The following is a 23,370-nucleotide window of genomic DNA, read 5'->3' as shown; positions in this document are numbered from 1 at the left end:
TAATTAATAATTTTTCTAAGTATTTCTAACTTTTACATGATAGAAAACATTTGGTTTTGTACCCACATGCTCTAATAAGTGATATGCTCTTTCGCTTTCAGCAAGTTTAGCAACTTCACTTTCTTTATCATTTACATCTCCAAAGACCATAGCTCCAGAAGAACAAGCAGCAGAACAAGCACAAGCATTGTTGAACTCATCTTTTGCCACTACTCTACCTTCACGTTTTGCTTGAAGAATTACAGCTTGAGTACTTTGGATACAGAAAGAACATTTTTCCATAACACCACGAGAACGAACATTTACGTCTGGGTTTAATACCATACGTCCTAAATCGTCATTCATATGATAATCGAATTCACTATTCTTGTTATATAAGAACCAGTTGAAACGACGTACTTTATAAGGACAGTTGTTTGCACAGTAACGAGTACCAACACATCTGTTGTAAGCCATGTGGTTTTGACCTTGACGACCGTGAGATGTAGCAGCTACAGGACAAACTGTTTCACAAGGAGCGTGGTTACAGTGCTGACACATTACCGGTTGGAAAGCTACCTGTGGATTATCTCCAGGTTTTTCCATTTCATTAAATGTAGATAATGAACTAGATAAACCAGCAATTCCTTCTTTTCTTTCATTATCACCTTCAAAAGTGCTTTCAGAAGAATAATATCTATCAATACGCAACCAGTGCATGTCACGGCTTCTTCTAACTTCTGCTTTACCTACAACTGGAACGTTGTTTTCAGCGTGACAAGCGATAACACAAGCACCACATCCAGTACAAGCATTTAAGTCGATTGAAAGATTAAAGTGGTGACCAGTTGTACGATCAAATGATTCCCAAAGATCAACTGTTGTCGCTTCCACTTCCTGGTGATCTAAAGATACCATTGGTTTTTCATTCCAATGTTCAGCATCTTCAGTATTAAATATTTTTAAAGTAGTTTCTTTAATGATATCTCCTCTACCCATTAAAGTTTTCTGGCCTTGAACACAAGCAAACTCATGTTCTCCACCAGCTTTAACAATAGAAACAGATTGAACACCATTAAATCCTTTATATAAAGCGTAAGCATTTAAACCTACTTGCATTTCTTCTTTTAGAGAAGCTTTACGTCCATAACCAACAGCTAAACCAATAGTTCCAACTGCTTGACCTGGTTGAACGATAACTGGAACGTTTTCTAATTTAACGCCATCAGCTGTAGTAATTGTAGCATAACTTCCATTTAAACCACCATTTGCAACAATTTCATTTGATAGTCCAAGTTTTTTAGCATCAGCATTTGAAACTGTTACATAGTTATCCCAAGAAACTCTTGTAATTGGATCAGGGAATTCTTGTAACCATGGATTGTTTGCATGTTGTCCATCTCCTAAACCTGTTTTAGTGTACAATACTAATTCGTATTCTCCAGCAGCTTTTGATTTTGCAACTGCATTTGCAGCAGAAGCAGCATCAATAGCACCTCCAGATAAAGCAACAGATCCAAGAACAGCTACACCATCATGCAATACTTTATTCCAAGAAGATCCTGCAGTGTAAGCTCCAGAATTAACTTTTAAATAATCATAAAAAGTACCAGCAGTACCGTTTAATGACAATAAAACATCTTGAAATTGTTTCGTATTGAAAATTGGACGAATAGTTGGCTGTGTTAAACTGTAAGTTCCACTTGTTATCTCCACATCACCCCAAGATTCTAAATAATGAGGAGCTGGAGCAGCAACAGTAACAATTGATGCAGTCTCATCTTCTTTTAATGCAAAAGCAACAGAAGTTTTAACTTTTTTCAATCCAGAAACAAAAGCAGCAGAATCAGCTAATGTATAAACTGGATTTACACCGCTCATAATTAAAGTATGAACACTTCCTGCATTCAAATCTTTAACTAACTGTGCAACAACAGCGTTAGAACCTTTTCTAATTTGTCTTGCTCCAGCAGTACTAAAAGCTTCACTAGCCAATATTTGATTGATAGCTAAAACTAATAATTGAGCATTTTTATCTTCAATTCCAGATACTAAAACTCCTTTTGATCCAGCAGCTTTAAGCTGTTGTGCAGCTTTTACTACTTCAGCTTTAGCGTTTCCTTCTAAAGCAACAGGAATAGAAGCACCTGCAATAATGTTATAAATTTGAACTAAAGCTTGTTTTTGAGCAGCTGTAGTCATTGGAACACGCTTATCAGCAGCGGCTCCAGATAATGTCATGTTTGATTCAAACTGGAAATGACGAGACATTTTTCCGTTTTGAGGAATACGTCCTTTTGCATATCCAGAATCATATCCACCACCTTGCCAGTCTCCTAAGAAATCAGCTCCAACAGATACAATTAAAGAAGCTTTTGAAAAATCGTAATCAACTAAAGCTCTTTGTCCGTATACAGCTTCAAAAGCATCTAAAGCTTCAGATGAAGAAACCGCATCATAAACAACGTGTTTAGCATTTGGATTTTTAGCAATAAACTCAGCAATTAATTTCTCTGTAGATGGACTTGCTAAAGTATTAGTTAACAATACAACTTGACCTCCTTTAGCTTTTGCATCAGCTAAACTTGATTTGATTTTTAAATCAACAGCAGACCAAGTAGAATTTTTACCATCTACTTTTGGCTCTTTCAAACGACCACTATCATACAATCCTAAGATAGACGCATGAATTCTCGCGTTTGCAGCAAATTTAGCTCCTGCAATTGTATTGTTTTCAATTTTAATTGGACGACCCTCACGAGTTTTTACCAAAAGGTTTGCAAAATCAAAACCATCAAAAACGGTAGTTGCATAATAATCTGCAACACCAGGAATGATTTGCTCTGGTTGTAATACATAAGGGATAGACTTGTAAACCGGACCTTCGCAAGCAGCTAAAGTAACAGCTGCAGTACTAAATCCTACGTACTTTAAAAAGTCACGACGTGAAGTTCCAGATGTAGATAAAGCCTCAGCGTTACCTAAAAACTCATCAGTAGGAATTTCTTCAACAAACTCGTTATTTCTAAGCGCCTCAACAATAGAGCTATTTTCTAGCTCCTCAACACTTTTCCAGTATTTTTTGTTTGATGACATTGTATATATATATTAAAATCTTAATAAATCGATTAATAGTGGCATTTACCGCATTCTAAACCTCCCATTTGCGCTGCAGTTAATTTCTCTACACCGTATTTTTTAGAAAGTTCAGCATGAATCTTATCATAGTAAGCATTACCTTCCATCTTAACATCTGTTTTTCTATGGCAATCAACACACCATCCCATTGTTAATTTAGAATATTGCTTCATGATTTCGAATTCCTGTACCGGACCATGACAAGTTTGACATTCAATTCCAGCAACAGAAACGTGTTGTGAGTGATTGAAGTAAACAAAGTCAGGAAGATTGTGAATACGAACCCATTTTACTGGCATTGTTTTTCCAGTATAAGCCTGTTTAGCCTTGTCCCATCCAACAGCATCATATAATTTTTGGATTTGCGCATCGTAGAAAGCTTTACTGTACTCTGGAGTAGCAGTTGTTTCAGCAACCTCAGAAATATTCTTATGACAGTTCATACAAACATTTAAAGAAGGAATACCAGCTGTTTTACTTACACGAGCAGCAGAGTGGCAATACTTACAATTGATTTCGTTATCACCAGCGTGAATTTTATGAGAATAGTGAATTGGCTGAATTGGCTCATAATTTTGATCCACACCTACTTGCATTAAGTAACCGTATACAAAATAACCACTTGCCAAAAGCAAAAAGATAGAAGTAACTAAAACCAAAAATTGATTTTTAACAAAAGCTTTCCAAATTGGATTTCTCGCTTCTTTTGGAGCAACTTCGACACCGTTTTTATTTGCCACTTTAGTTAATACTTTGTTCACCATGAACAACATAACTACTAAAATAGCCATTACAAGAGCAAGAGCTCCTAGAATAATATTATTTGAAATTCCACCACCTTGAACATCTGTACCTGGAGGAGTTGCAGCAGTACCAGTACTTGGAACTGGATCTTTCTTCACTTCAGAAGTATAAGCTATAATGTTATCAATATCACCTTCAGATAACTGAGGAAAAGAAGTCATAACAGATTTGTTATTTTCCTCGAAAAGTTTAACAGCAACAGGATCACCTGACTTAATCATGTCAGAACTGTTATGCACCCACTTGTAAATCCAAGCCATATCATGCTTAGCAGCAACACCCCTTAAAGCAGGACCTGTTGACTTAGCATCTAATTTGTGACATGCAGCGCAATTTGCATTAAAAAGTTCTTTCCCTTTTACTGGATCACCGCCTCCCGCAGCTGGAGCAGCAGCCGCAGCTTCAGGCGCCGCCGGAGCAGCAGCATCTTGAGCAAATGAAGTTAGGGAGAAAATTAACGTCAGCGATAAGCCAAACAGCAATTTTCTTGAGATCGAATTATGGTTACCCACCTTTTTCATATAGTATAAATAATTGTCTACTAATTTTTGGTATGATTTTTTCTGTATTAAAACAGTAAAAACACACACCCTCTTTTAAAACTTGCACAAAAATACGACTTATGAACTATTCTCAAAACCTTAAAATACCCTTAAATATCAATTTATATCAATTCTAAATAATATTAAAATTTTACACTCAAACTTTAAATAGTATTTTTGCATAAAAACCATCACATTATGAGAATTTTAAGTCCTTCAAAAAAAATGTTATTAGCAATTACAACGATTGCTTTTGCACACAATATTAACGCACAAGACCAAAATTTAACATTGAATCAAGACCCTAAATTTGAGCAGTTGTTAAATGAGAAGCGTAAAATTAACACGTCAATAAATACAAACGATACTTATAGAATCCAAATCTTCAGTGGCAAAAGCGACGAAGCAAAAAAAACACTTTCAGATTTTAAAAGAGAAAATTCTAATATCGACGGAACAATAATTTTTAACACGCCAAATTATAAAGTAATAGTTGGCAATTTTAAAACCCGAATTGAGGCAGAAAGAAATTTAGCAGAAATTAAAAAACGATATAAAACTGTTTTCCTTCTTAAACCAGGAAAATAAGAAGTTCTAAAGAACAAAAAAAGCGGGAAACTATCCCGCTTTTTTATTTTTAAAATATACCTGAAGTAACTAATTAACAACCTTTATACCGCTCGCCATAAATCGTATTTCTTCTTTTGGCGTTTTGATTGCATCTATTTCTGCTTTTGATTTTTTAGCATCTTTTGCATAATGTTTTAACTCTTCAACAGAAGTAACTTTTTTCTCCGCTACACCCTCCAAAACAATATTTTTTCCTTTCGCAGCGGTAGGTACAAAAAAAGCATAATCTTTCATCTTAACAAAGAAAGAAGAACCATCTTCTGTCTTAAGACTTACCCAACAACCTCTTTTTGGACACACACCTGTCACCTCGCCTTTTACAATGACATTTTCAATCTTATTATCCTTTTTCAATTTATCATCTAGCTCACGAACCGAAATAGCATTACCCACAGAAGATACCGAAACATCCGTTCCATAATAATCCCCCACCAAAGCATCTCCTTTAGGTGGAGCAGGTTTTTCCACATCTTCTTGACCAAAACAAAAAGAAGAAAAACTTAAAAGCAAAACAACTGAATATATTCCTAATTTCATCTTATATTAATTTAGTTATATCAAAAATAAGATTAAAAGCCCAAAGTAATCACTCCAAACAAATTCTTTAACAAAAAAAGAGTCCCAATTTTCATTGGGACTCTTTATATACTTATTGAATTTTATTTCAATTTCTTTTTAATTGCTACTTCGTGGTAAGCCTCAATAACATCGTTAATCTCGATATCATTAAATCCTTTAATTTGAATACCACAATCATAACCTTTCGTCACCTCTTTTACATCGTCTTTGAAACGTTTTAAAGCAACAAGTTCTCCAGTATGAACTACAACTCCATCTCTAATAACTCTAATCTTAGATGTTCTTAAGATTTTACCATCTGTAACCATACATCCAGCGATAGATCCAACTTTAGAAATTTTGAAAATCTCACGGATTTCAGCATTTCCTAACACCTCTTCTTTCATCTCTGGAGCCAACATTCCTTCCATTGCATCTTTTAAGTCATCAATAGCTGCATAGATAATAGAATAGTAGCGGATATCGATTTCTTCTTTATCTGCAAGTTGTCTTGCATTTCCAGCTGGACGAACGTTAAATCCAATAATGATTGCATCTGACGCAGAAGCCAAGTTTACATCGGTTTCTGTAATCGCACCAACTCCTTTATGAATGATATTAATTTGAACTTCTTCAGTAGAAAGTTTAGAGAACGAATCTGATAATGCTTCAACAGATCCATCAACGTCTCCTTTAAGAATTACATTTAATTCTTTAAACTGACCAAGAGCTATACGACGACCGATTTCATCAAGAGTAATATGTCTTTGTGTACGAACTGACTGTTCACGCATTAATTGAGAACGCTTAGAAGCAATTTGTTTTGCTTCTTTTTCATCTTCAAAAACGTTGAATTTATCACCTGCTGTTGCTGCTCCATCCAAACCTAAAACCGATACTGGAGTCGAAGGACCAGCTGTTAAAACTGTATGCCCTCTTTCATCATGCATCGCTTTAACTTTTCCATGGTGTTTTCCAGCAAGCATGTAATCTCCAATTTTCAATGTTCCTTGTTGAACTAAAATTGTAGAAACATAACCTTTTCCTTTATCAAGGAAAGCCTCTACAACAGTTCCTTGAGCCGCTTTATTTGGATTTGCTTTCAAATCTAAGATTTCAGCTTCTAATAAAACTTTTTCCAGCAATTCTTTAACTCCTGTTCCAACTTTTGCAGAAATATCATGTGATTGAATTTTTCCACCCCAATCTTCAACAAGTAAATTCATACCAGCCAAACGCTCTTTAATTTTATCAACATTAGCATTTGGTTTATCAATTTTATTGATTGCAAATATAATTGGCACTCCCGCAGCTTGTGCGTGAGAAATCGCCTCTTTAGTTTGTGGCATGATATCATCATCCGCCGCTACAACGATAATAGCAATATCCGTAACTTGAGCTCCACGTGCACGCATCGCGGTAAACGCCTCGTGACCCGGTGTATCTAAGAATGCAATTTTTTGTCCATTATCTAAAGTTACTCCATAAGCTCCAATGTGCTGTGTAATACCTCCCGACTCACCAGCAATAACATTTTCTTTACGAATATAATCCAGTAAAGATGTTTTACCGTGATCGACGTGACCCATTACAGTAACGATCGGCGCTCTAGTAACTAAATCTTCTTCTTTATCTTCAACTACCTCGATAGCTTCTTCAATATCAACTGTGATAAATTCAACTTCATAACCGAATTCGTCAGCCACAATTGTTAGAGTTTCAGCATCTAGACGTTGGTTCATGGTAACCATGATTCCAAGAGACATACAAGTTCCAATTACTTTAGTAATCGGCACATCCATCATAATTGCGATTTCACCTACTGTAACGAATTCCGTAACTTTAATTGTTTTACTTCCTTCATCAAGAGCTCTTTGCTCATCATCAGATTTCTGACGGTGTGTTTCTCTTTTATCTCTTCTATATTTTGCCGCTTTAGATTTACCTCCTTTACCTTGAAGTTTTTCAAGAGTTTCTCTAATTTGGTTTTTTACTTCTTCTTCTGTCGGCTCAACTTTAGCTACGATTGCCGGACGGTTTCCTTTTACAAAACCTGGTCTCTGACTTCTGTTAGCATTAAAACCTCCTCCATTATTATTTGGCGTAATTTTGTTTGGATTTGGCGTTCCAGGAGCATTATTATTACCTGTTGCAGGTTTTGGTGCTCCAGGCGTACCAGGTTTAGGAGCAATTCTTTTACGCTTGTTTTTATTTGCGTTATTACCACCTACCCCAGGAGCTCCAGGCTTATTATTTTGAGCTGCTTTAGGATCTTCTTTCTTTTTCTTAGGCTTATTAAATTGAGACAAATCAATTGTCTGCCCAGTAAGAGTAGTTCCTGAAAGCTTTTGATATTGTGTTGTGATAGTTTCTTCTGAAGTATTTGGATCTGTAGACACAATAGGCTCTTGTGCTACTTTAGAAGATTCAGCTTTAACCTCTTTTTTCTCAGTAATAACAGGCTCTTCTTTTTTAGTCTCAGAAACTGGCGGAGTTACAACTGGCTCCGGTTTTACTGTTTCATTTTGAACAGGTTTTTCTGGCTGCACAGGTGCAACAACAGCTTTTGGCTCTTCAGCTTTAACTGTTTCCTCAGAAGGAGTAATCGCAGGTTTTTTTGGATTTAAGTCAATTTTTCCAACTTGCACAGGCCCTGAAACAACCGCTCTCGCTTTAATTATTTCTTGCTGTTTTTGACGCTCTTCTTCTTGTCTGCGTTTGTCTTCAATCTCTTTCTCACGTTCTACACGTAATGCTTCTTTTTCTTTTCTTTTCTCTTCTCCAACCTCTTTAGAAGCCTCTTTATTCCCCTTATCGCCCGCAAATTGGCTTTGAAGGATATTAAATTCGCTATCAGAAATTTTTGCATTTGGATTTGCATCAATAGCAATTCCTTTATCTTTTAGATAATCTACAGCTCTTTCTAACGAAATATTTAATTCCCTTAAAACCTTGTTTATTCTTATTACTCTCTCTTCAGACATATAACCTTTTTATTATTACCTTTTTCGTTGTGTTGTTAGAGCAGATGTTCAGCTATTGACTAACTATCAAACTCTTCTTTTAGTATTTTCATAACATCTAGAATAGTTTCCTCTTCTAAATCTGTTCTTCTTACTAAATCTTCTACATCGTGTTTCAAGATACTTTTTGCAGTATCCAAACCGATTTTTGCAAACTCTTCAATTACCCACTCTTCGATCTCATCTGAGAACTCTGTTAATTCAACATCGTCTTCATCTGCAACAGTACCGGCAACATCTCCTTCACGAATAACATCTAACTCATAACCTGTCAATTGACCAGCTAATTTGATATTGTGACCACCTCTACCGATTGCTTTAGAAACCTCTTCTAATTTCAAGAATACTTCAGCACGTTTGTTATCTTCATCAATTTTGATTGAAGAAACTTTAGCAGGGCTTAAAGCTCTTGTAATAAATAATTGAATATTGTTTGTATAATTGATTACATCAATATTTTCATTTCCTAATTCGCGTACAATTCCGTGAATACGAGAACCTTTCATTCCCACACAAGCTCCAACTGGATCAATTCTATCATCATAAGAATCTACAGCTACTTTTGCTTTTTCACCTGGAATACGAACGACATTTTTAACTGTAATTAGTCCGTCGAAAACCTCTGGAATTTCTTGTTCAAATAATTTTTCTAAAAACTTCTCAGAAGTTCTAGACATGATAATTTGAGGTTTATTTCCTTTTAATTCTACGCTTTCAATAATTCCACGTACATTATCTCCTTTACGGAAGAAATCTGACGGAATTTGTTTTTCTTTTGGAAGTACAATTTCGTTTCCTTCGTCATCTACTAAGATAACTACTCTCGGACGTACGTGATGTACTTCTGCTGTATAAATATCACCGATAATATCTTTAAATTGTTTGTAAAGATTAGTATTATCGTGTTCGTGAATTTTAGATATTAAGTTTTGACGAAGTGCCAAAATAGCTCTTCTTCCTAAATCAATCAATTTAACTTCTTCAGAGACTTCTTCGCCAATTTCAAAATCCGCCTCAATCATTCTTGCTTCGGTCAAGGTAATTTCTTCGTTTTCAAAATCCAGATCTTCATCAGCAACGATTACTCTTCTTCTCCATATCTCCATATCTCCTTTATCAGGATTTATAATAATATCGAAGTTATCATCAGATCCGTATTTTTTCTTCAATGCATTTCTAAACACATCCTCTAAAATTGCCATAAGCGTTACACGATCAATAAGTTTATTATCTTTAAACTCTGAGAATGAATCGATTAATGCTAAATTTTCCATGCGAATTCTTTAATTAAAATTAAAATGTTACTGTAACAACTGCCTCTTTAATTTCTGTATAAGGTATTTGTTGCTCCTTTTGAACTGTTTCTTTTCCTTTTCCTACTTTTTTCGGTTCCCTTGCTTTCCAAGACAAAATTATAAAAACATCGTTAGCTTCTATCAATTCTGCTTCAATTTTTTCAGTATTTGTAGTAACAATCAGCGTTCTACCAATATTTTTCTTGTATTGTCTTATCAATTTCAAAGGCGACCCTATTCCAACTGACGCTACTTCAAGCGAAAAATCCTGTTCTTCACGATCTAGATTATTCTCGATTGCGCGACTAATATCGATACAATCCTGCAGTGCCACTCCATTATCTCCGTCTAAACCAACACTAATTTTGAAAGAATCCGAAACTGCCAAATCAATCAAAAAGATTGATGGCTTTTCCAGAAGAGCTTCTGTAATTAATCCGTTTACTTTTTCTTTGAATGTCATAATTTTATAAAAAGAGGGGACACTTAGTCCCCTCATTATTTAGATTTTAATAAATAACTGTGCAAATATAGTGTTTTTTTTATAAATCAAATAAATTGATTGCTCTAAAAATATTTCTTACCTTTATAAGAGCATTAAAATAGAGAATTATTCATATAATTAACTTCAAAATTATGAAACGAATTTTAGTACCTACCGACTTCTCAGAACATGCAGAAGATGCTTTAAAAGTTGCCTCCCAAATTGCAAAAAAAAATAATTCTGAGATCATCATACTACACATGCTCGAATTACCGCATCAATCCAACGATGCCATCATGGGCGGAATCAGTATTCCTGAAACTATGCTTTTCATGAAAAAAGCAAACGAAATGCTAGACGAAGTTTCTTCAAGATCTTACCTTGACGGAATATCGATAACCGAAGTTGTAAAAATGGACAAACCAATACACGGCATTACACAAATAAGCAAAGATTATGAAGTCGATCTAATCATAATGGGATCACATGGATCTTCTGGCATTGAGGAATTGTTAATTGGCTCTAATACTGAAAAAGTTGTTCGAAATTCTGAAATTCCCGTTTTAATCATCAAGAAAAACATTTCAAATTTCGACGCTGCTAATATTGTTTTTGCATCTGATTTTTCAGAAGAAGCAAAAAAACCTTTTGAAAAACTTTTAAACTTCACCAAATTATTTGATTCAAAACTACACTTAGTAAACATTTGCACACCAAACAGTTTCAAACCTACTCACATTGCCGAAAAAGCAATGAATGATTTTGCATCTCATTTCAACATTAGCAATTACACTACTCAAATTTATAACGACACTAATATTGAAAAAGGAATTATTAATTTTTCTAATAAAATAAATGCTGACATCATTGGAATGTGCACACACGGCAGAACCGGATTCGCTCATTTCTTTAACGGAAGCATAAGTGAAGGATTAGTTAATCATGCCGTTAGACCGGTTATCACACTAAAGATATAAGAGCTATACAATTATAACACAAATAAAAAGCTTCTCAAACGAGAGGCTTTTTTTATTAGCAAAATGAGCTTTTCAACAAAGTAAAATTGAGCTTTTCAACAAAGTCAAACCTCCATTTATTAAAGAAATTTGTCAAATAAAAATTCATTAAAACTTACAACATGAAAACAATAGACAAAATTTACATTAATGGAGAGTTTGTTACTCCAAAAGGAACAGAATATTTTGACCTTATCAGCCCCACAACAAATAAAAAATTAGGAAAAGTACTTTTAGGAAACACTGAAGACACTCAAAAAGCAATTGACGCAGCCAAAATCGCTTTTAAAACTTTTTCAAAAACTACAGCAGAAGAAAGAATTCAATTTCTTAAAAACATCAAAACAGCAATTGAAAAAAGAAAAGATGATTTTATAAATGTTGTAACAGAAGAATACGGAGGAACATTTCAATTCGCATCCAATAGCTTCATTTACATGCAAAAGAGTTTTGACTCTGCGATTCAACTACTAGAAACTTACGATTTCACCAAAACAATGGGAGAATCAGAAGTTCAAATGACTCCAATTGGCGTTGTCGGAATCATTATTCCTTGGAATTCTAGCAATGGTTTTATCTGCAGTAAACTTTCAACCGCAATTGCCGCTGGATGTACAGTTGTAATTAAACCAAGCGAAATGAGTGCTCAACAAACACAATTAATCACAGAATGCTTACATGAAGCCAATCTTCCAAAAGGCGTTTTTAATATTGTAAATGGTTTAGGCGAAGTAGTCGGCAGCGAAATAAGCCGCAATCCCGATATTGCCAAAATATCATTTACAGGCTCAACAAACGTTGGAAAAATCATTGCGAAAGAAGCCGTGAACACGATGAAACGTGTCACACTGGAACTTGGAGGAAAATCTCCGAATATTATTTTAGATGATACTGACTTTTCTAAAGCAATTCCACTTGCAGTTATCGCCGCATTTATGAATAGCGGACAAGCTTGTATTGCAGGAACAAGATTATTAGTTCCAGAAAACAAATTAGAAGAAACCAAAACCATCATTAAAGAAGTCCTTTCAAATACAATTGTAGGCGACCCAAGAAATCCAAACACCGCAGTCGGACCAATGGTAAGCGCAAAACAATTTAATCGCGTTCAAGATTATATTAAAATTGGAATTAACGAAGGTGCAGAAATTTTAACCGGCGGATTAGGAAAACCAGAAGGTTTAGAAAAGGGAAATTTCGTAAAACCAACCGTTTTCATCAATGTAAATAACAAAATGAGAATTGCTCAAGAAGAAATATTTGGACCTGTTTTATCCATCATTACCTACAAAACAGAAGAAGAAGCAATTGAAATTGCCAACGACACTACATACGGACTACAAGCCTATGTAAGCTCTGCCGACGCGGAAAGAGCTCACCGTGTCTCTTCACAAATTAATGCAGGAAGAGTTCAAATAAATGGAATTAGTCACGATCCGATGGCTCCTTTTGGAGGATTTAAACAATCTGGAATTGGCCGTGAATTTGGAGAATTAGGGCTTGAAGCTTATTTAGAACCTAAAGCGTTAATTCAACAAAAATAATTCTGTAGATACGGAAGTCTTTTCTCAAAAAGATTTTCCGGATCTTTTAGTAACTTTACGATATGAGTACAAAAACCAATACAAAACCAAAAATTCTTTACTCCTGCTACTATTCTCGCAGCCGAGAAGGAGAACATTTTATACCTGAACATGTTTTTAGTTACCAGATTTCTGGAGAAATGATTGCTTCTGACAACAAAAACACTTTTCATTCCAAACCAGGAGATTTTCGTTTTAGCAGAAGAAATCATTTAGCAAAATTTACTAAAATACCGCCTGATGGAGGAGAATTTAAAACCATTTCTCTTTTTTTAGATCAAGAAATTCTACGCGAAATCAGTAAAGAATACAACTATACCGCCAGCAAAAAGACCGATTCCGAAGCAATGTTTTCTTTATCTCCGAATCCGCTTTACCATTCTTTCATGGAATCGCTATTATCTTATCTCGAAGTTGAACAGGAAAGCAACGAAGCTTTATTTAATTTAAAAATAAAAGAAGCCGTCCATCTTTTATTAAAAGTCAATCCAGAGCTAAAAGACATTTTATTTGATTTTAATGAGCCCGGCAAAATTGATTTGGAAGCTTTTATGAACAAAAATTTTCATTTCAATGTACAAATGCATCGATTTGCCTATTTAACAGGTCGAAGCTTAGCCACATTCAAAAGAGATTTTCAGAAAGTGTTTCAGGAAACTCCAGGAAAATGGCTTTTAAACAAAAGACTGCAAGAAGCATATTATTTAATCAGCCAAGGAAAACTACCTTCCGAAGTCTACATAGGAGTCGGCTTTGAAGACTTATCTCATTTTTCATTTTCATTTAAAAAGAAATTCGGAATCGTTCCTTCTTCTTTAAATCAAAAATACGTTTCCCGTGGTTGAAACCACGGGCCATATTTAAAACACAAAATCAACAAAGTCCATAATTGACAAAGCTTTGCGAACTTCACGTTCTTATTAGACAAACTTCTTTGATTATACCTTAGCGTTCTTTGCGTTAAAAAAAGAAAATACATCTGAATTCAGAGCATAAAAAAAGCCTCTCATTTCTGAGAGGCTTTTTATGTTGGTCTACTAGGACTCGAACCTAGAAAGACGGCACCAAAAACCGTAGTGTTACCATTACACCATAGACCAGCAGTGCTGTAAAGCGGGTGCAAAATTAAAACTTTATTTAGTTTATGCAAATTTTAAAACAACTTTTTTTGCATAAAAAAAAGTCTCTCATTTCTGAGAGACTTTTTATGTTGGTCTACTAGGACTCGAACCTAGAAAGACGGCACCAAAAACCGTAGTGTTACCATTACACCATAGACCAGCAGTGCTGTAAAGCGAGTGCAAATTTAAGGCTTTATTTAGTTTTCGCAAACTTTTTAACTAAAAAAAATCACTTTTTTAGTTTTTTTTCATTTCAAAACTTTTCGTAACCTCAGAAGCAACTCATACACAACAAATTACTTTTTAAATATAGTTTTATAGAATTTTTTGTTAATGCTCGATTCTTTACATAAAAAAACATTTTCTTTGTAGGATAGAAAACTTTCAAATTTTTAACACCTAAATATGGCACAATTCAATTTCAATAAATGGAATACAATTATTGGTTGGTTTGCATTTGCAATCGCTTTAATTACCTACACATTAACAGTTGAACCTACAATGAGCTTTTGGGATTGCGGAGAATATATTGCTACCGCAGCCAAACTTGAAGTAGGTCACCCACCGGGAGCTCCACTTTTTCAAATGATGGGTGCATTTTTCGCAATGTTTGCAATAGATGCTCAACATGTTGCTCTTATGGTTAATATGATGTCTGTTTTTTCTAGCGCATTTACCATATTATTTATGTTCTGGTCTTCTTCTATGATTTTGAAAAAGATTGTAGCTCGTTTTGCAGAGATTGACCAAAATAACTCGATTGTTATCTTGGGAAGTTCATTTGTTGGTGCTTTGGCCTATACATTTTCTGACAGCTTCTGGTTTAACGCAGTTGAAGCCGAAGTTTATGCAATGGCATCTTTATTAATTGCATTGCTTTTCTGGCTTGGTTTACGTTGGGAGCAAGATATGGACAAACCAAAAGGAAATAAATGGCTTCTTATTATTTCTTTGGTTGTGGGACTTTCATTTGGAGTTCACTTTATGGCTCTTTTAACCATTCCATCAATTGGTTTTTTATACTATTTCAAACACTATGAAAAAGTTACAATAAAGAATTTTATAATTGCTAACCTTGTTGTTGTTGGAATTCTATTGTTCATTTTCATTTTACTTCTTCCTTTAACCATGGCATTTTTCGGAAAAACTGAAATATTCATGGTAAATAGCATGGGATTACCTTTTAATTCAGGAACTATATTTGTTGCTTTAGTATTTATTGCTTTCTTCTATTTTGGATTAAAATACACCAAACAAAAAGGCTTAATATTTTACAACACTATTATATTATGTATTTTATTCATTCTGATTGGTTTCTCAACTTGGTTAATGCTACCAGTTCGTGCAAATGCCAATACAGTTATTAACGAAAATAAACCTTCGGATGCTTCAGAAGTTTTAGCTTATTATAATCGTGAACAATATGGTGCAAATCCATTATTTTATGGACCACAATATACTGAGGTTTATGCAGGACTTGATGCAAAAACGCCATATTTAGACAAAAAACCAAACTACGAAAGAGATTATAAAACTGGCAAATACGTTATTACCAATAACTATAAAAATGCAGAGCAGAATTCTGATGACAACCAAAAGACATTTTTGCCTCGCTTATGGAGCACTGAAACAGCTCATATTCAGAACTACATCAACTTTACAAATCCTCCTAAATTCAAAATCAACCCAAATTATGATTATGATGAAGAATTGGCAAAATATGGAATTGACGCAAGCCAATTAAGTGAAGACGAGTACAATAAAGCGACTGCTCAATTGCGTAATGAAGTTGAAAAAACGGTTTCAGAATTCAGAAAAGCATACGCTCAAAAACAAATTGATAACGAAGGTTATGTTAAATTTTTAAGCAGTTATAAAGATTATTTAATTATCGAAAAGCCTTCTGCTGCAGATAATTTTGGTTTTATGTTTGAATATCAATTCGGTTACATGTACTGGAGATATTTGATGTGGAATTTTGTTGGGCGTCAGAACGATATTCAAGGTAAATATGACAATCTAGACGGAAACTGGATCAGCGGCATCAAGGCTTTAGATTCAATTCATTTAGGTTCTCAAGATAATTTGCCATCAGATGTATTAAACAACAAAGGAAGAAATGCATATTATTTCCTTCCATTTATTTTAGGTTTAATTGGTTTAATGTATCACGCCAATAAAGACCTTAAAAGCTTCTATGTACTTTTGGCTTTATTTTTATTCACAGGAATCGCATTAAAAATATACCTTAACGAAAGACCTTTTGAGCCTCGTGAAAGAGACTACGCACTTGTAGGTTCCTTCTACGTCTTTGCAATCTGGATTGGTTTTGGAGTTTATTCTTTATATGAAAGCTTCCAAAAATATGTCGCTCCAAAAATTGCTGGACCAGTTATTATTGCAGGAAGTTTATTAGCTGCTCCTGTTCTTATGGCTTCTCAAAACTGGGATGATCACGATAGATCTGGCAGATACACGGCTGTTGCAATGGCAAAAGCTTATTTAAGCTCTTGTGACAAAGACGCTATTCTTTTTACAATTGGAGATAATGACACGTTCCCGCTTTGGTATGCACAGGAAATTGAGCATTTTAGAACTGATGTTAAGATTGTAAATACTAGTTTATTTATGACTGATTGGTATATCGATCAGATGAAAGCGAAATCATACGAATCTAATCCACTTCCTATTTCTTTTGAACATAAACAGTATGTTGGAGATAATTTGGATTACACAGCTTATATTCAGAAAATTGATACTCGTTGGAACATCAAAGATTTTATCGATTTTATTAAAAACCCAAAATCGACAGTTGGTTTACAAAATGGGCAAACTATTCACTTTTATCCAACAAATAAAATTAGAGTGAATGTTGACAAAAACGTTATCATTCAAAACAAAATTGTTAATCCTAAATACAACGATTCTATTGTTCCTTATTTAGATATTGATATTAAAGGAAGTGCTTTATACAAAAACCGTTTGATGATGTTGGATATCTTGGCTAATAATAATTGGAAAAGACCGATTTATTTTAGCGGAGGTGCATTTGACGATGAAGATTATTTATGGTTAAAAGACTATTTACAGTTAGATGGAATGGTTTACAAACTGGTTCCTGTAAAAACTACTCCTTCTAAAGATGGAGGTCCGTTAGATATGGGACAAATTGATTCTGAAAAAATGTACAATATTGTAATGAAATGGGATTGGGGAAATAGCAATGGCAACATCTATCACGATCCAGAAACAAGAAGAAACAGTATTACGTACCGTACCAATCTTTCTAGATTAATGAATCAACTTATTGAAGAAGGTAAAATCGACAAAGCTAAAAACGTAATTAATTTAGCGATGACAAAACTGCCTTTAGACAAATATGGCTATTATTCTCTAGTTGAACCTTTTGCGGATGGATATTACAAAGTTGGAGAAACTGCTAAAGCTCAAGATTTGTTAAACAAATTAGTTAAGAAGTATAACGAAAACCTAAACTATTACGGCACGCTAACTCCTTCTGATCAATCTGATTTGGCAATTGATATTATCACAGATATTGAGCGCTACAGAAGTTTATTGCACGTAATGCAAGAAAACAAAGACAATGCTTTTTACAACAAACACAAAGCAACATTTAATACTTATGTAAATGTTTTTGAGCGTTTTGGACGTGAAAAAGAATAATATACGAAATTTTTAACAATTAAAAAAATGCAGCACTGTTTGATAAATAGCGCTGCATTTTTTAATTTTATACATATAATTAAACTCAACTCAAGATGGGCTTTTATTGGGTAAAAACGAATTCATTCATTAAAAGGGTATTTTCTAAATATTGTTGGGACATTCCTAACAACGAAAAGAAAATATACCTAACATTTGATGATGGCCCAACTCCAGAAATCACAGATTGGGTTTTATCAGAATTGAAAAAATTTGATGCAAAAGCTACCTTTTTCTGCATCGGAAAAAACATTAAAGCCAATTTGGCCTTATTCGAAAAACTAATTACAGAAGGCCACTCTATTGGCAACCACACAATGAATCATGTTAATGGATGGAAAATCCACACGAATGATTATATCGAAAACGTAAAAAACTGCGCTGAAGTTCTAGACGAACAAGAAAAAGCACCACGCCGTTTATTATTTCGTCCTCCGTATGGAAAAATCAAAAAAGCACAATCTAAAGTCCTTAGAAAATTAGGCTATAAAATAGTAATGTGGGATGTTTTGAGCGCTGATTTTGATCAAAGCATCACCCCTGAAAAATGTCTGGAAAATGTAACCAAAAATGTAAAATCAGGCAGTGTAATTGTTTTTCATGACAGTATCAAGGCTTCTCCAAATTTGAGATTTGCTTTACCTAGAACGCTTCATTTTTTAAAAGAAAATGGATATAAGTTTGACATTATTCATTAAATAACATCACAAAGAGAAGTTATTTAAACGTTGAATTGATCTTGAACAATTCCGATTATAGTATTCGCGTCAAGTTCTCCAGATTGTCTCCAGATCATTTGTCCATCTTTATAAATCATTAAAGTTGGAAGTCCCTTTATACGAAGTGCTTCTGCCAGTTCCTGATTTTTATCTACATCAATTTTGATCACTTTGGCTTTATCGCCAAGCGCAGCCGCAACATCCTTAATTACAGGATGCATAGAAACTGAAGATTCATTCCAATCGGTGTAAAAATCAATTAACACTGGAACTTGAGCATTTATTAGTTCTCCAAATTTTGACATAAAACCAAAAATTTTAAGTTTTTAAATCTATTAATAGAATTAAATATAATACAAATTTAGCATTTTTAACGAATTAAGCGACATTACGGCCCTTTTTTAGTTCAATAACCGTTATTTCTGGCATAATTCCAACGCGCCCTGGATAAGCATGAAAACCAAATCCGCGGTTAACATAAACGTATCTTCCGAGGTTTTCGTACAATCCTGCCCATTGTTTATAGATATATTGCGCTAAACTCCATTTGAAATATCCTGGAATTTCGATTCCGAATTGCATTCCGTGTGTATGTCCTGCAAAAGTCAGATGAAAATTCTTTGGGTGTTCTTTAATTTCAGCATCCCAATGACTTGGATCATGGCTCATCAAAATTTTAAAATCATCTTGATGCACATTTTCTGAGGCTTTGTTTAAATCTCCAGCTTTCTTAAAATTTACACCCCAGTTTTCTACTCCAATAAGAGCGATTTTATCTGCGCCTTTTTGAATATACGTATGTTCATTCAACATTAATTTGAAACCAATCTGGTCATATAAATTTTTAATAGCCTTAAAATTTTCATCTTTTTCTTTTTCAGAAGGCCAAGTTACATATTCGCCGTAATCGTGATTTCCTAAAACGGCAAACTTTCCGTATTTATAATCTTTTATTCTATTGAAAGTTTCTAGCCAAGGATGCATTTCTTTAGCATGTGTATTTACAATATCTCCTGTAAACAAAATCAAATCCGAATCCTGCTGGTTTATCAGATCAATCGCGTAATTTATTTTTTCATGATTATCAAAACTGCCACTATGAACATCTGAAATTTGGGTAATTTTGAAACCATCAAAAGCATCTGGAAGATCAGGAAAAAATATAGTCTGTTTAAAAACCTTGAAATTATATTTTCCTTCAAAAATTCCATAAATCAAGGATAGAAAAGGAATCGCCGCCAAGCCCAAAGCAATCTGACTTACAAATTTTCTTCTATCTGGCATCATTTCTTTTCTTGGAGTATTATAAATGAAATAATTTAAAATACTTGCCCCTATTCTAAAAATATCCTCACCAAACATCACCAACGTAAGTACGATTTTGGGTACGTAAACCAGCAACATTAAACCCATAGTAAACATGGTCTGTTTGGTTTGTCCAACAGATCGGTCAAATTGCGTAAAAGAATATATGATAAAAAGTAAAAGCAGTAAGCTTATAACTTGATAACTTATTAAAGCCCATCTTACTTTAATTAAAGTTCGGAAAGCTTGATAAGAATAGAACTCAATAAATAAAAAAAGAGCGCATAGAATTACAAAACGAAGGATCATTTGTTATAGTTTTAAGCAAAAGTAACAAAGAAAGAAAATGCTTTTGCTTTTCATTATAAAAAATTTAACGCTATTAAATAGAAAAAGCCGAAAGAAGACTCTTTCGGCTTTTTCACCTACCAACCTTTTTAAAACTATTTAATCTTCAGCATTTATGCTATTTTATTTTGCTTTTGGAGCTTCTGCTTTTACAGCTTCTGCTTTTTTCTCTCCTTTAGCTTTTTTATTTCCTTTTTTATCGTGTTTAGCCACTTTTACTTCTTTTGCTGGCGCTGCCGCTGGAGTTGTTTGTGCGTTTACCATTGAGAATGTTCCTAGAACTGCTACTGCTAAAATTGCTAATTTTTTCATGACTTTAAATTTTATTGATTATTATTATTTCATTATTTATAAGTCAAAGATATAATCGCAAAATGAAGACAAAATGAAGAAAAAGTCTTACAGGAAATTTTAACTTTTAATTAGCTTTTGAAACCATAGTACAAAAGAAGTTCCTTTTCCTATTTCAGATTCTACTTTAATTTCAATATGATGGAAAGAAGCAATACTCTGAGCAATTGCAAGCCCTAATCCCTGCCCTTCTTGATCGGAATTAATTCTGGCAAATCTGCTAAATATTTTTTCTAATTGCGATTCGTCCATTCCGATTCCAGAATCTTTTACTTGTATAAAATAATGTTCATCCACAAAACCATCTTCTATAATGATATTCCCGTTAGGTTTATTGTATTTTATGGCATTTGTAACCAAATTATAAATCAAAATATGAATTAACGTTTTGTTTCCTAAAAAGATAAAACTGTTTTCCATTTTATTCACAAACTGAATTTCTCTGTCATCAATACGATCTTGAAGATCTTCTTGTAAATCGACAACAATTTCCCGAAGATTTATTTCCTCATTGGCTTCATATTGATTATTGTCTATTCTAGAAATCAGCAATAAATTATTAATGATTTTTTTCAGCATATCTAAGGTCTTGAGCGAACCTGCTATTTTATCGAAAGCATTATCGTCTAAAGATTCGTTTTGCAATAAATTTTCTAGTTTATTCTTTAGAAGTGCAATTGGCGTTAGAAGTTCGTGCGAAACATTAGAAATAAACTGTTTTTCTTTTTTGAAAACCTCTGCAATACGATCCATCATTTGGTTTAAAACAAAGTCCAATTCTCTAAAATCGCGAGAAGCGGCTTTTATTGGAGTATGGTCAAATGTTTCTGGTTCGTTTACACGCCTGATTTTGGTATCAATAATTTTATAAAATGGCTTAAGAAGATATTCTATATAAAAAGTGTCTGCTAAAAATGTTATTAGTAGAATTACAACAAAAACAATGAGGATAAAAAAGCGAATGACAAAAGTCAAATCATTTACTTCGCTTAAACTACTTCCAATTTCAAGCTGATAATCTTCTCCTTCATAAGTAAAATGATGTTTCAGAATTCGATATTCACTTTCTTCATTTTCAATTTTACGATACTCGTTTGTAAAAGTTGTTTTCTTCTGACGAGGTTTTATTGGAACACGCGATAAAACCAGAAATTCACTATGAAGAGTTGAGAACTCAGAGAAAGTTTCAGTTGAATCATCTGGATTTTCTATGAAATCGTTGATTTCTTCCTGATTAAGATGTTCAATAAATTTCTTCTTTTTTTCGAGAAGACTATTATTAATATGATGATACACGACATTTTGAACTAAAATCGGCAACATCAGCCACAAAATCACAATGACCAACAATCTTGTCAGTGCGTTAAAAATGGCTAATTGATGTTTTATTTTCACAAGACTATTTTATTCGTTTATACGATAACCAACATTTCGAACCGTTTCAAACCAGTCTATAGGTGCATGTTTATCTAATTTTTTTCTAAGATTTCGAACGTGAACATCGATAAAATTAGAATCGGAATTGACTTCTAGAATATCTCCCCAAATATGTTCTGTAAGCTGAAGACGCGTAATTACACGATTTTTATTCAAAACCAAATATTGAAAAATATCAAATTCTTTTTTGGTTAAATTAATTGGCTGTTCATTAAAACTCACTTTATAATCTTGAAGCTGCAAAACAAAACCATTAATCGTAAGATTGTTCAAAGTAAAACCGTGTATTCTTCTGATAACGGCAAATAATCTGGCACTAAGTTCAGTTAAAGCAAAAGGTTTGGTCAAATAATCGTCGGCGCCAAGATGAAGACCGTTAATTCTGTCGTCTAATTCGCCTCTTGCCGTTAGTACGATAACCGCCATTTTCGATTTTGTTTTTCTAACGGTTTGCAAAACCTCAAATCCATCGCCGTCAGGAAGTCCTAAATCTAGAAGCATTGCATCATAATCGTTACTATTAAATTCTTCTAAAGCATCGGCACAGGTATGCGCAATTTTACAGATATATCCAGCATTACACAAAAAATCATAAACTTCTACTGCGAGTTCTCGATTATCTTCTACAATTAAAATATTCATAACCAAACGTGTTTAAGCACAATTAAAAGTAATCATTTATAAAAAGCCAAATTGTGCGTTATTAAAATATTAACGAAAAAAGCTGACAAATTTCTTTATCAGCTTTTCGCATCTGCATTCTTCATAATTATCCTTCCTGTTTTGCTTTCTTAATACTCTTCAGAAAACAAAACAAAAAACATACTATTTATTCATTTTTGCAGTTTCTGTTTTTGGGGCTTCTGTTTTAGCTTCTGTTTTTTCTGATTTGGCTTTTTTAGAAGATTTGTGTTTAGGATGTTTAGTTGCTTTTACTTCTTTTGCTGCAACTTCTTTTCCTGTTTTTGCTGGAAATGCCTGAACCATTGCACTTGTTCCTAAAACTGCTACTAGTAACATTAATAAATTTCTCATGATTTCTAAGATTTAAGAATTAATAACCTTTTAATTTATAGGTCAAAATTACCTTCGTAAAATGAAGAAAAAATGAAGAAAACACCATTATTAAAGACTTTAACTTGATATTAACGCTTTGTCTTTTTTCTACCATATAAGTTATATAAGTTCATTTAAATATTGAGCGTATAAAATTTAGACGCACTGCGGTGCGTCTCTAAAATGTGCGCCTCCACTAAAATGAACTCATATAACTTATATGGTAAAATTTTTCTTTTTTGATTAATTTTTCAAACC

The 23,370-nt window shown here is 33.7% G+C and carries 18 protein-coding genes and 2 tRNA genes; 6 read left to right on the top strand and 14 right to left on the bottom strand.

Features of this window, described 5'->3' with window-relative positions:
- Positions 1-15: 15 nt before the first annotated feature.
- Positions 16-3,075, bottom strand: coding sequence for a TAT-variant-translocated molybdopterin oxidoreductase (locus HNP35_RS05520; protein WP_184157834.1), 3,060 nt, complete (start codon positions 3,073-3,075; stop codon positions 16-18).
- Positions 3,076-3,107: 32 nt separating this feature from the next.
- Positions 3,108-4,442, bottom strand: a complete 1,335-nt coding sequence (locus HNP35_RS05515) for a c-type cytochrome (protein ID WP_184157835.1) — start codon at positions 4,440-4,442, stop codon at positions 3,108-3,110.
- A 219-nt stretch (positions 4,443-4,661) separates the two neighbouring features.
- On the opposite strand from HNP35_RS05515, the gene HNP35_RS05510 reads away from it, so the two are divergent.
- Positions 4,662-5,051, top strand: a complete 390-nt coding sequence (locus HNP35_RS05510; RefSeq protein WP_184157836.1) for an SPOR domain-containing protein — start codon at positions 4,662-4,664, stop codon at positions 5,049-5,051.
- Positions 5,052-5,120: 69 nt separating this feature from the next.
- Here HNP35_RS05510 and HNP35_RS05505 read toward each other — a convergent pair whose 3' ends face one another.
- The 4 genes from HNP35_RS05505 to rimP form a co-directional block, all read right to left on the bottom strand.
- Entirely contained in the window at positions 5,121-5,630 is a 510-nt protein-coding gene (locus HNP35_RS05505; protein ID WP_184157837.1) for a DUF4920 domain-containing protein, read from the bottom strand.
- A gap of 122 nt (positions 5,631-5,752) precedes the next feature.
- Positions 5,753-8,635 (bottom strand): translation initiation factor IF-2, encoded by a 2,883-nt coding sequence (infB, locus tag HNP35_RS05500; RefSeq protein WP_184157838.1) that lies wholly within the window; start codon positions 8,633-8,635, stop codon positions 5,753-5,755.
- A gap of 59 nt (positions 8,636-8,694) precedes the next feature.
- The gene (nusA, locus tag HNP35_RS05495) at positions 8,695-9,948 is read right to left on the bottom strand and encodes a transcription termination factor NusA (RefSeq protein WP_144215481.1); all 1,254 of its coding nucleotides are present in this window, start codon (positions 9,946-9,948) and stop codon (positions 8,695-8,697) included.
- Positions 9,949-9,967: 19 nt separating this feature from the next.
- Positions 9,968-10,432, bottom strand: coding sequence for a ribosome assembly cofactor RimP (gene rimP / locus HNP35_RS05490; protein WP_184157839.1), 465 nt, complete (start codon positions 10,430-10,432; stop codon positions 9,968-9,970).
- A gap of 173 nt (positions 10,433-10,605) precedes the next feature.
- Between rimP and HNP35_RS05485 the strand changes: the two genes are divergently transcribed.
- The 3 genes from HNP35_RS05485 (at position 10,606) to HNP35_RS05475 (ending at position 13,897) form a co-directional block, all read left to right on the top strand.
- On the top strand, positions 10,606-11,430 hold the full coding sequence (locus HNP35_RS05485) for a universal stress protein (protein WP_184157840.1): 825 nt from the start codon (positions 10,606-10,608) through the stop codon (positions 11,428-11,430).
- A gap of 161 nt (positions 11,431-11,591) precedes the next feature.
- On the top strand, positions 11,592-13,013 hold the full coding sequence (locus tag HNP35_RS05480; RefSeq protein ID WP_184157841.1) for an aldehyde dehydrogenase family protein: 1,422 nt from the start codon (positions 11,592-11,594) through the stop codon (positions 13,011-13,013).
- A gap of 62 nt (positions 13,014-13,075) precedes the next feature.
- Positions 13,076-13,897, top strand: coding sequence for an AraC family transcriptional regulator (locus tag HNP35_RS05475; RefSeq protein ID WP_184157842.1), 822 nt, complete (start codon positions 13,076-13,078; stop codon positions 13,895-13,897).
- 184 nt (positions 13,898-14,081) lie between these two features.
- On the opposite strand, the gene HNP35_RS05470 is transcribed toward HNP35_RS05475, so the two are convergent.
- Positions 14,082-14,152, bottom strand: a tRNA-Gln gene (locus HNP35_RS05470).
- A gap of 110 nt (positions 14,153-14,262) precedes the next feature.
- Positions 14,263-14,333: transfer RNA gene (locus tag HNP35_RS05465), tRNA-Gln, on the bottom strand.
- 245 nt (positions 14,334-14,578) lie between these two features.
- On the opposite strand from HNP35_RS05465, the gene HNP35_RS05460 reads away from it, so the two are divergent.
- Together HNP35_RS05460 and HNP35_RS05455 are read left to right on the top strand one after the other, a co-directional pair.
- Complete coding sequence (locus HNP35_RS05460; protein ID WP_184157843.1) at positions 14,579-17,857, top strand: glycosyltransferase family 117 protein; 3,279 nt, start codon at positions 14,579-14,581, stop codon at positions 17,855-17,857.
- Positions 17,858-17,952: 95 nt separating this feature from the next.
- A complete protein-coding gene (locus tag HNP35_RS05455) occupies positions 17,953-18,594 on the top strand; it encodes a polysaccharide deacetylase family protein (protein WP_184157844.1) in 642 nt (213 codons plus the stop codon).
- A 23-nt stretch (positions 18,595-18,617) separates the two neighbouring features.
- Here HNP35_RS05455 and HNP35_RS05450 read toward each other — a convergent pair whose 3' ends face one another.
- From HNP35_RS05450 to HNP35_RS05425, 6 genes are all read right to left on the bottom strand, one after another.
- Positions 18,618-18,920 (bottom strand): thioredoxin family protein, encoded by a 303-nt coding sequence (locus HNP35_RS05450; RefSeq protein ID WP_184157845.1) that lies wholly within the window; start codon positions 18,918-18,920, stop codon positions 18,618-18,620.
- Between the two features lie 73 nt (positions 18,921-18,993).
- Positions 18,994-20,229, bottom strand: coding sequence for a metallophosphoesterase (locus tag HNP35_RS05445; RefSeq protein WP_184157846.1), 1,236 nt, complete (start codon positions 20,227-20,229; stop codon positions 18,994-18,996).
- Positions 20,230-20,391: 162 nt separating this feature from the next.
- Positions 20,392-20,580, bottom strand: a complete 189-nt coding sequence (locus tag HNP35_RS05440) for a hypothetical protein (RefSeq protein WP_184157847.1) — start codon at positions 20,578-20,580, stop codon at positions 20,392-20,394.
- Positions 20,581-20,679: 99 nt separating this feature from the next.
- Positions 20,680-22,014 (bottom strand): sensor histidine kinase, encoded by a 1,335-nt coding sequence (locus HNP35_RS05435; protein WP_317618000.1) that lies wholly within the window; start codon positions 22,012-22,014, stop codon positions 20,680-20,682.
- Between the two features lie 9 nt (positions 22,015-22,023).
- Positions 22,024-22,698, bottom strand: coding sequence for a response regulator transcription factor (locus HNP35_RS05430; protein WP_184157848.1), 675 nt, complete (start codon positions 22,696-22,698; stop codon positions 22,024-22,026).
- A gap of 183 nt (positions 22,699-22,881) precedes the next feature.
- Complete coding sequence (locus HNP35_RS05425; RefSeq protein ID WP_184157849.1) at positions 22,882-23,091, bottom strand: hypothetical protein; 210 nt, start codon at positions 23,089-23,091, stop codon at positions 22,882-22,884.
- Between the last annotated feature and the right edge of the window lie 279 nt (positions 23,092-23,370).

Origin of the sequence: Flavobacterium notoginsengisoli (assembly GCF_014207905.1) — a bacterium.
In the GTDB taxonomy this organism is placed as follows: domain Bacteria; phylum Bacteroidota; class Bacteroidia; order Flavobacteriales; family Flavobacteriaceae; genus Flavobacterium; species Flavobacterium notoginsengisoli_A.
The sequence above is the reverse complement of the archived record's forward strand: the minus strand, read 5'-3'. Positions and strand labels throughout refer to the sequence as shown.

Excerpts from the sequence above, each read along its gene's own strand:
- rimP (WP_184157839.1), bottom strand. The coding sequence starts at position 10,432 with ATGACATTCAAAGAAAAAGTAAACGGATTAATTACAGAAGCTCTTCTG.
- nusA (WP_144215481.1), bottom strand. The coding sequence starts at position 9,948 with ATGGAAAATTTAGCATTAATCGATTCATTCTCAGAGTTTAAAGATAAT.
- HNP35_RS05440 (WP_184157847.1), bottom strand. The coding sequence starts at position 20,580 with ATGAAAAAATTAGCAATTTTAGCAGTAGCAGTTCTAGGAACATTCTCA.
- HNP35_RS05505 (WP_184157837.1), bottom strand. The coding sequence starts at position 5,630 with ATGAAATTAGGAATATATTCAGTTGTTTTGCTTTTAAGTTTTTCTTCT.
- HNP35_RS05430 (WP_184157848.1), bottom strand. The coding sequence starts at position 22,698 with ATGAATATTTTAATTGTAGAAGATAATCGAGAACTCGCAGTAGAAGTT.
- HNP35_RS05485 (WP_184157840.1), top strand. The coding sequence starts at position 10,606 with ATGAAACGAATTTTAGTACCTACCGACTTCTCAGAACATGCAGAAGAT.
- HNP35_RS05480 (WP_184157841.1), top strand. The coding sequence starts at position 11,592 with ATGAAAACAATAGACAAAATTTACATTAATGGAGAGTTTGTTACTCCA.
- HNP35_RS05445 (WP_184157846.1), bottom strand. The coding sequence starts at position 20,229 with ATGATCCTTCGTTTTGTAATTCTATGCGCTCTTTTTTTATTTATTGAG.
- HNP35_RS05450 (WP_184157845.1), bottom strand. The coding sequence starts at position 18,920 with ATGTCAAAATTTGGAGAACTAATAAATGCTCAAGTTCCAGTGTTAATT.
- HNP35_RS05520 (WP_184157834.1), bottom strand. The coding sequence starts at position 3,075 with ATGTCATCAAACAAAAAATACTGGAAAAGTGTTGAGGAGCTAGAAAAT.
- HNP35_RS05460 (WP_184157843.1), top strand. The coding sequence starts at position 14,579 with ATGGCACAATTCAATTTCAATAAATGGAATACAATTATTGGTTGGTTT.
- HNP35_RS05475 (WP_184157842.1), top strand. The coding sequence starts at position 13,076 with ATGAGTACAAAAACCAATACAAAACCAAAAATTCTTTACTCCTGCTAC.
- HNP35_RS05455 (WP_184157844.1), top strand. The coding sequence starts at position 17,953 with ATGGGCTTTTATTGGGTAAAAACGAATTCATTCATTAAAAGGGTATTT.
- HNP35_RS05515 (WP_184157835.1), bottom strand. The coding sequence starts at position 4,442 with ATGAAAAAGGTGGGTAACCATAATTCGATCTCAAGAAAATTGCTGTTT.
- HNP35_RS05510 (WP_184157836.1), top strand. The coding sequence starts at position 4,662 with ATGAGAATTTTAAGTCCTTCAAAAAAAATGTTATTAGCAATTACAACG.
- HNP35_RS05425 (WP_184157849.1), bottom strand. The coding sequence starts at position 23,091 with ATGAGAAATTTATTAATGTTACTAGTAGCAGTTTTAGGAACAAGTGCA.
- infB (WP_184157838.1), bottom strand. The coding sequence starts at position 8,635 with ATGTCTGAAGAGAGAGTAATAAGAATAAACAAGGTTTTAAGGGAATTA.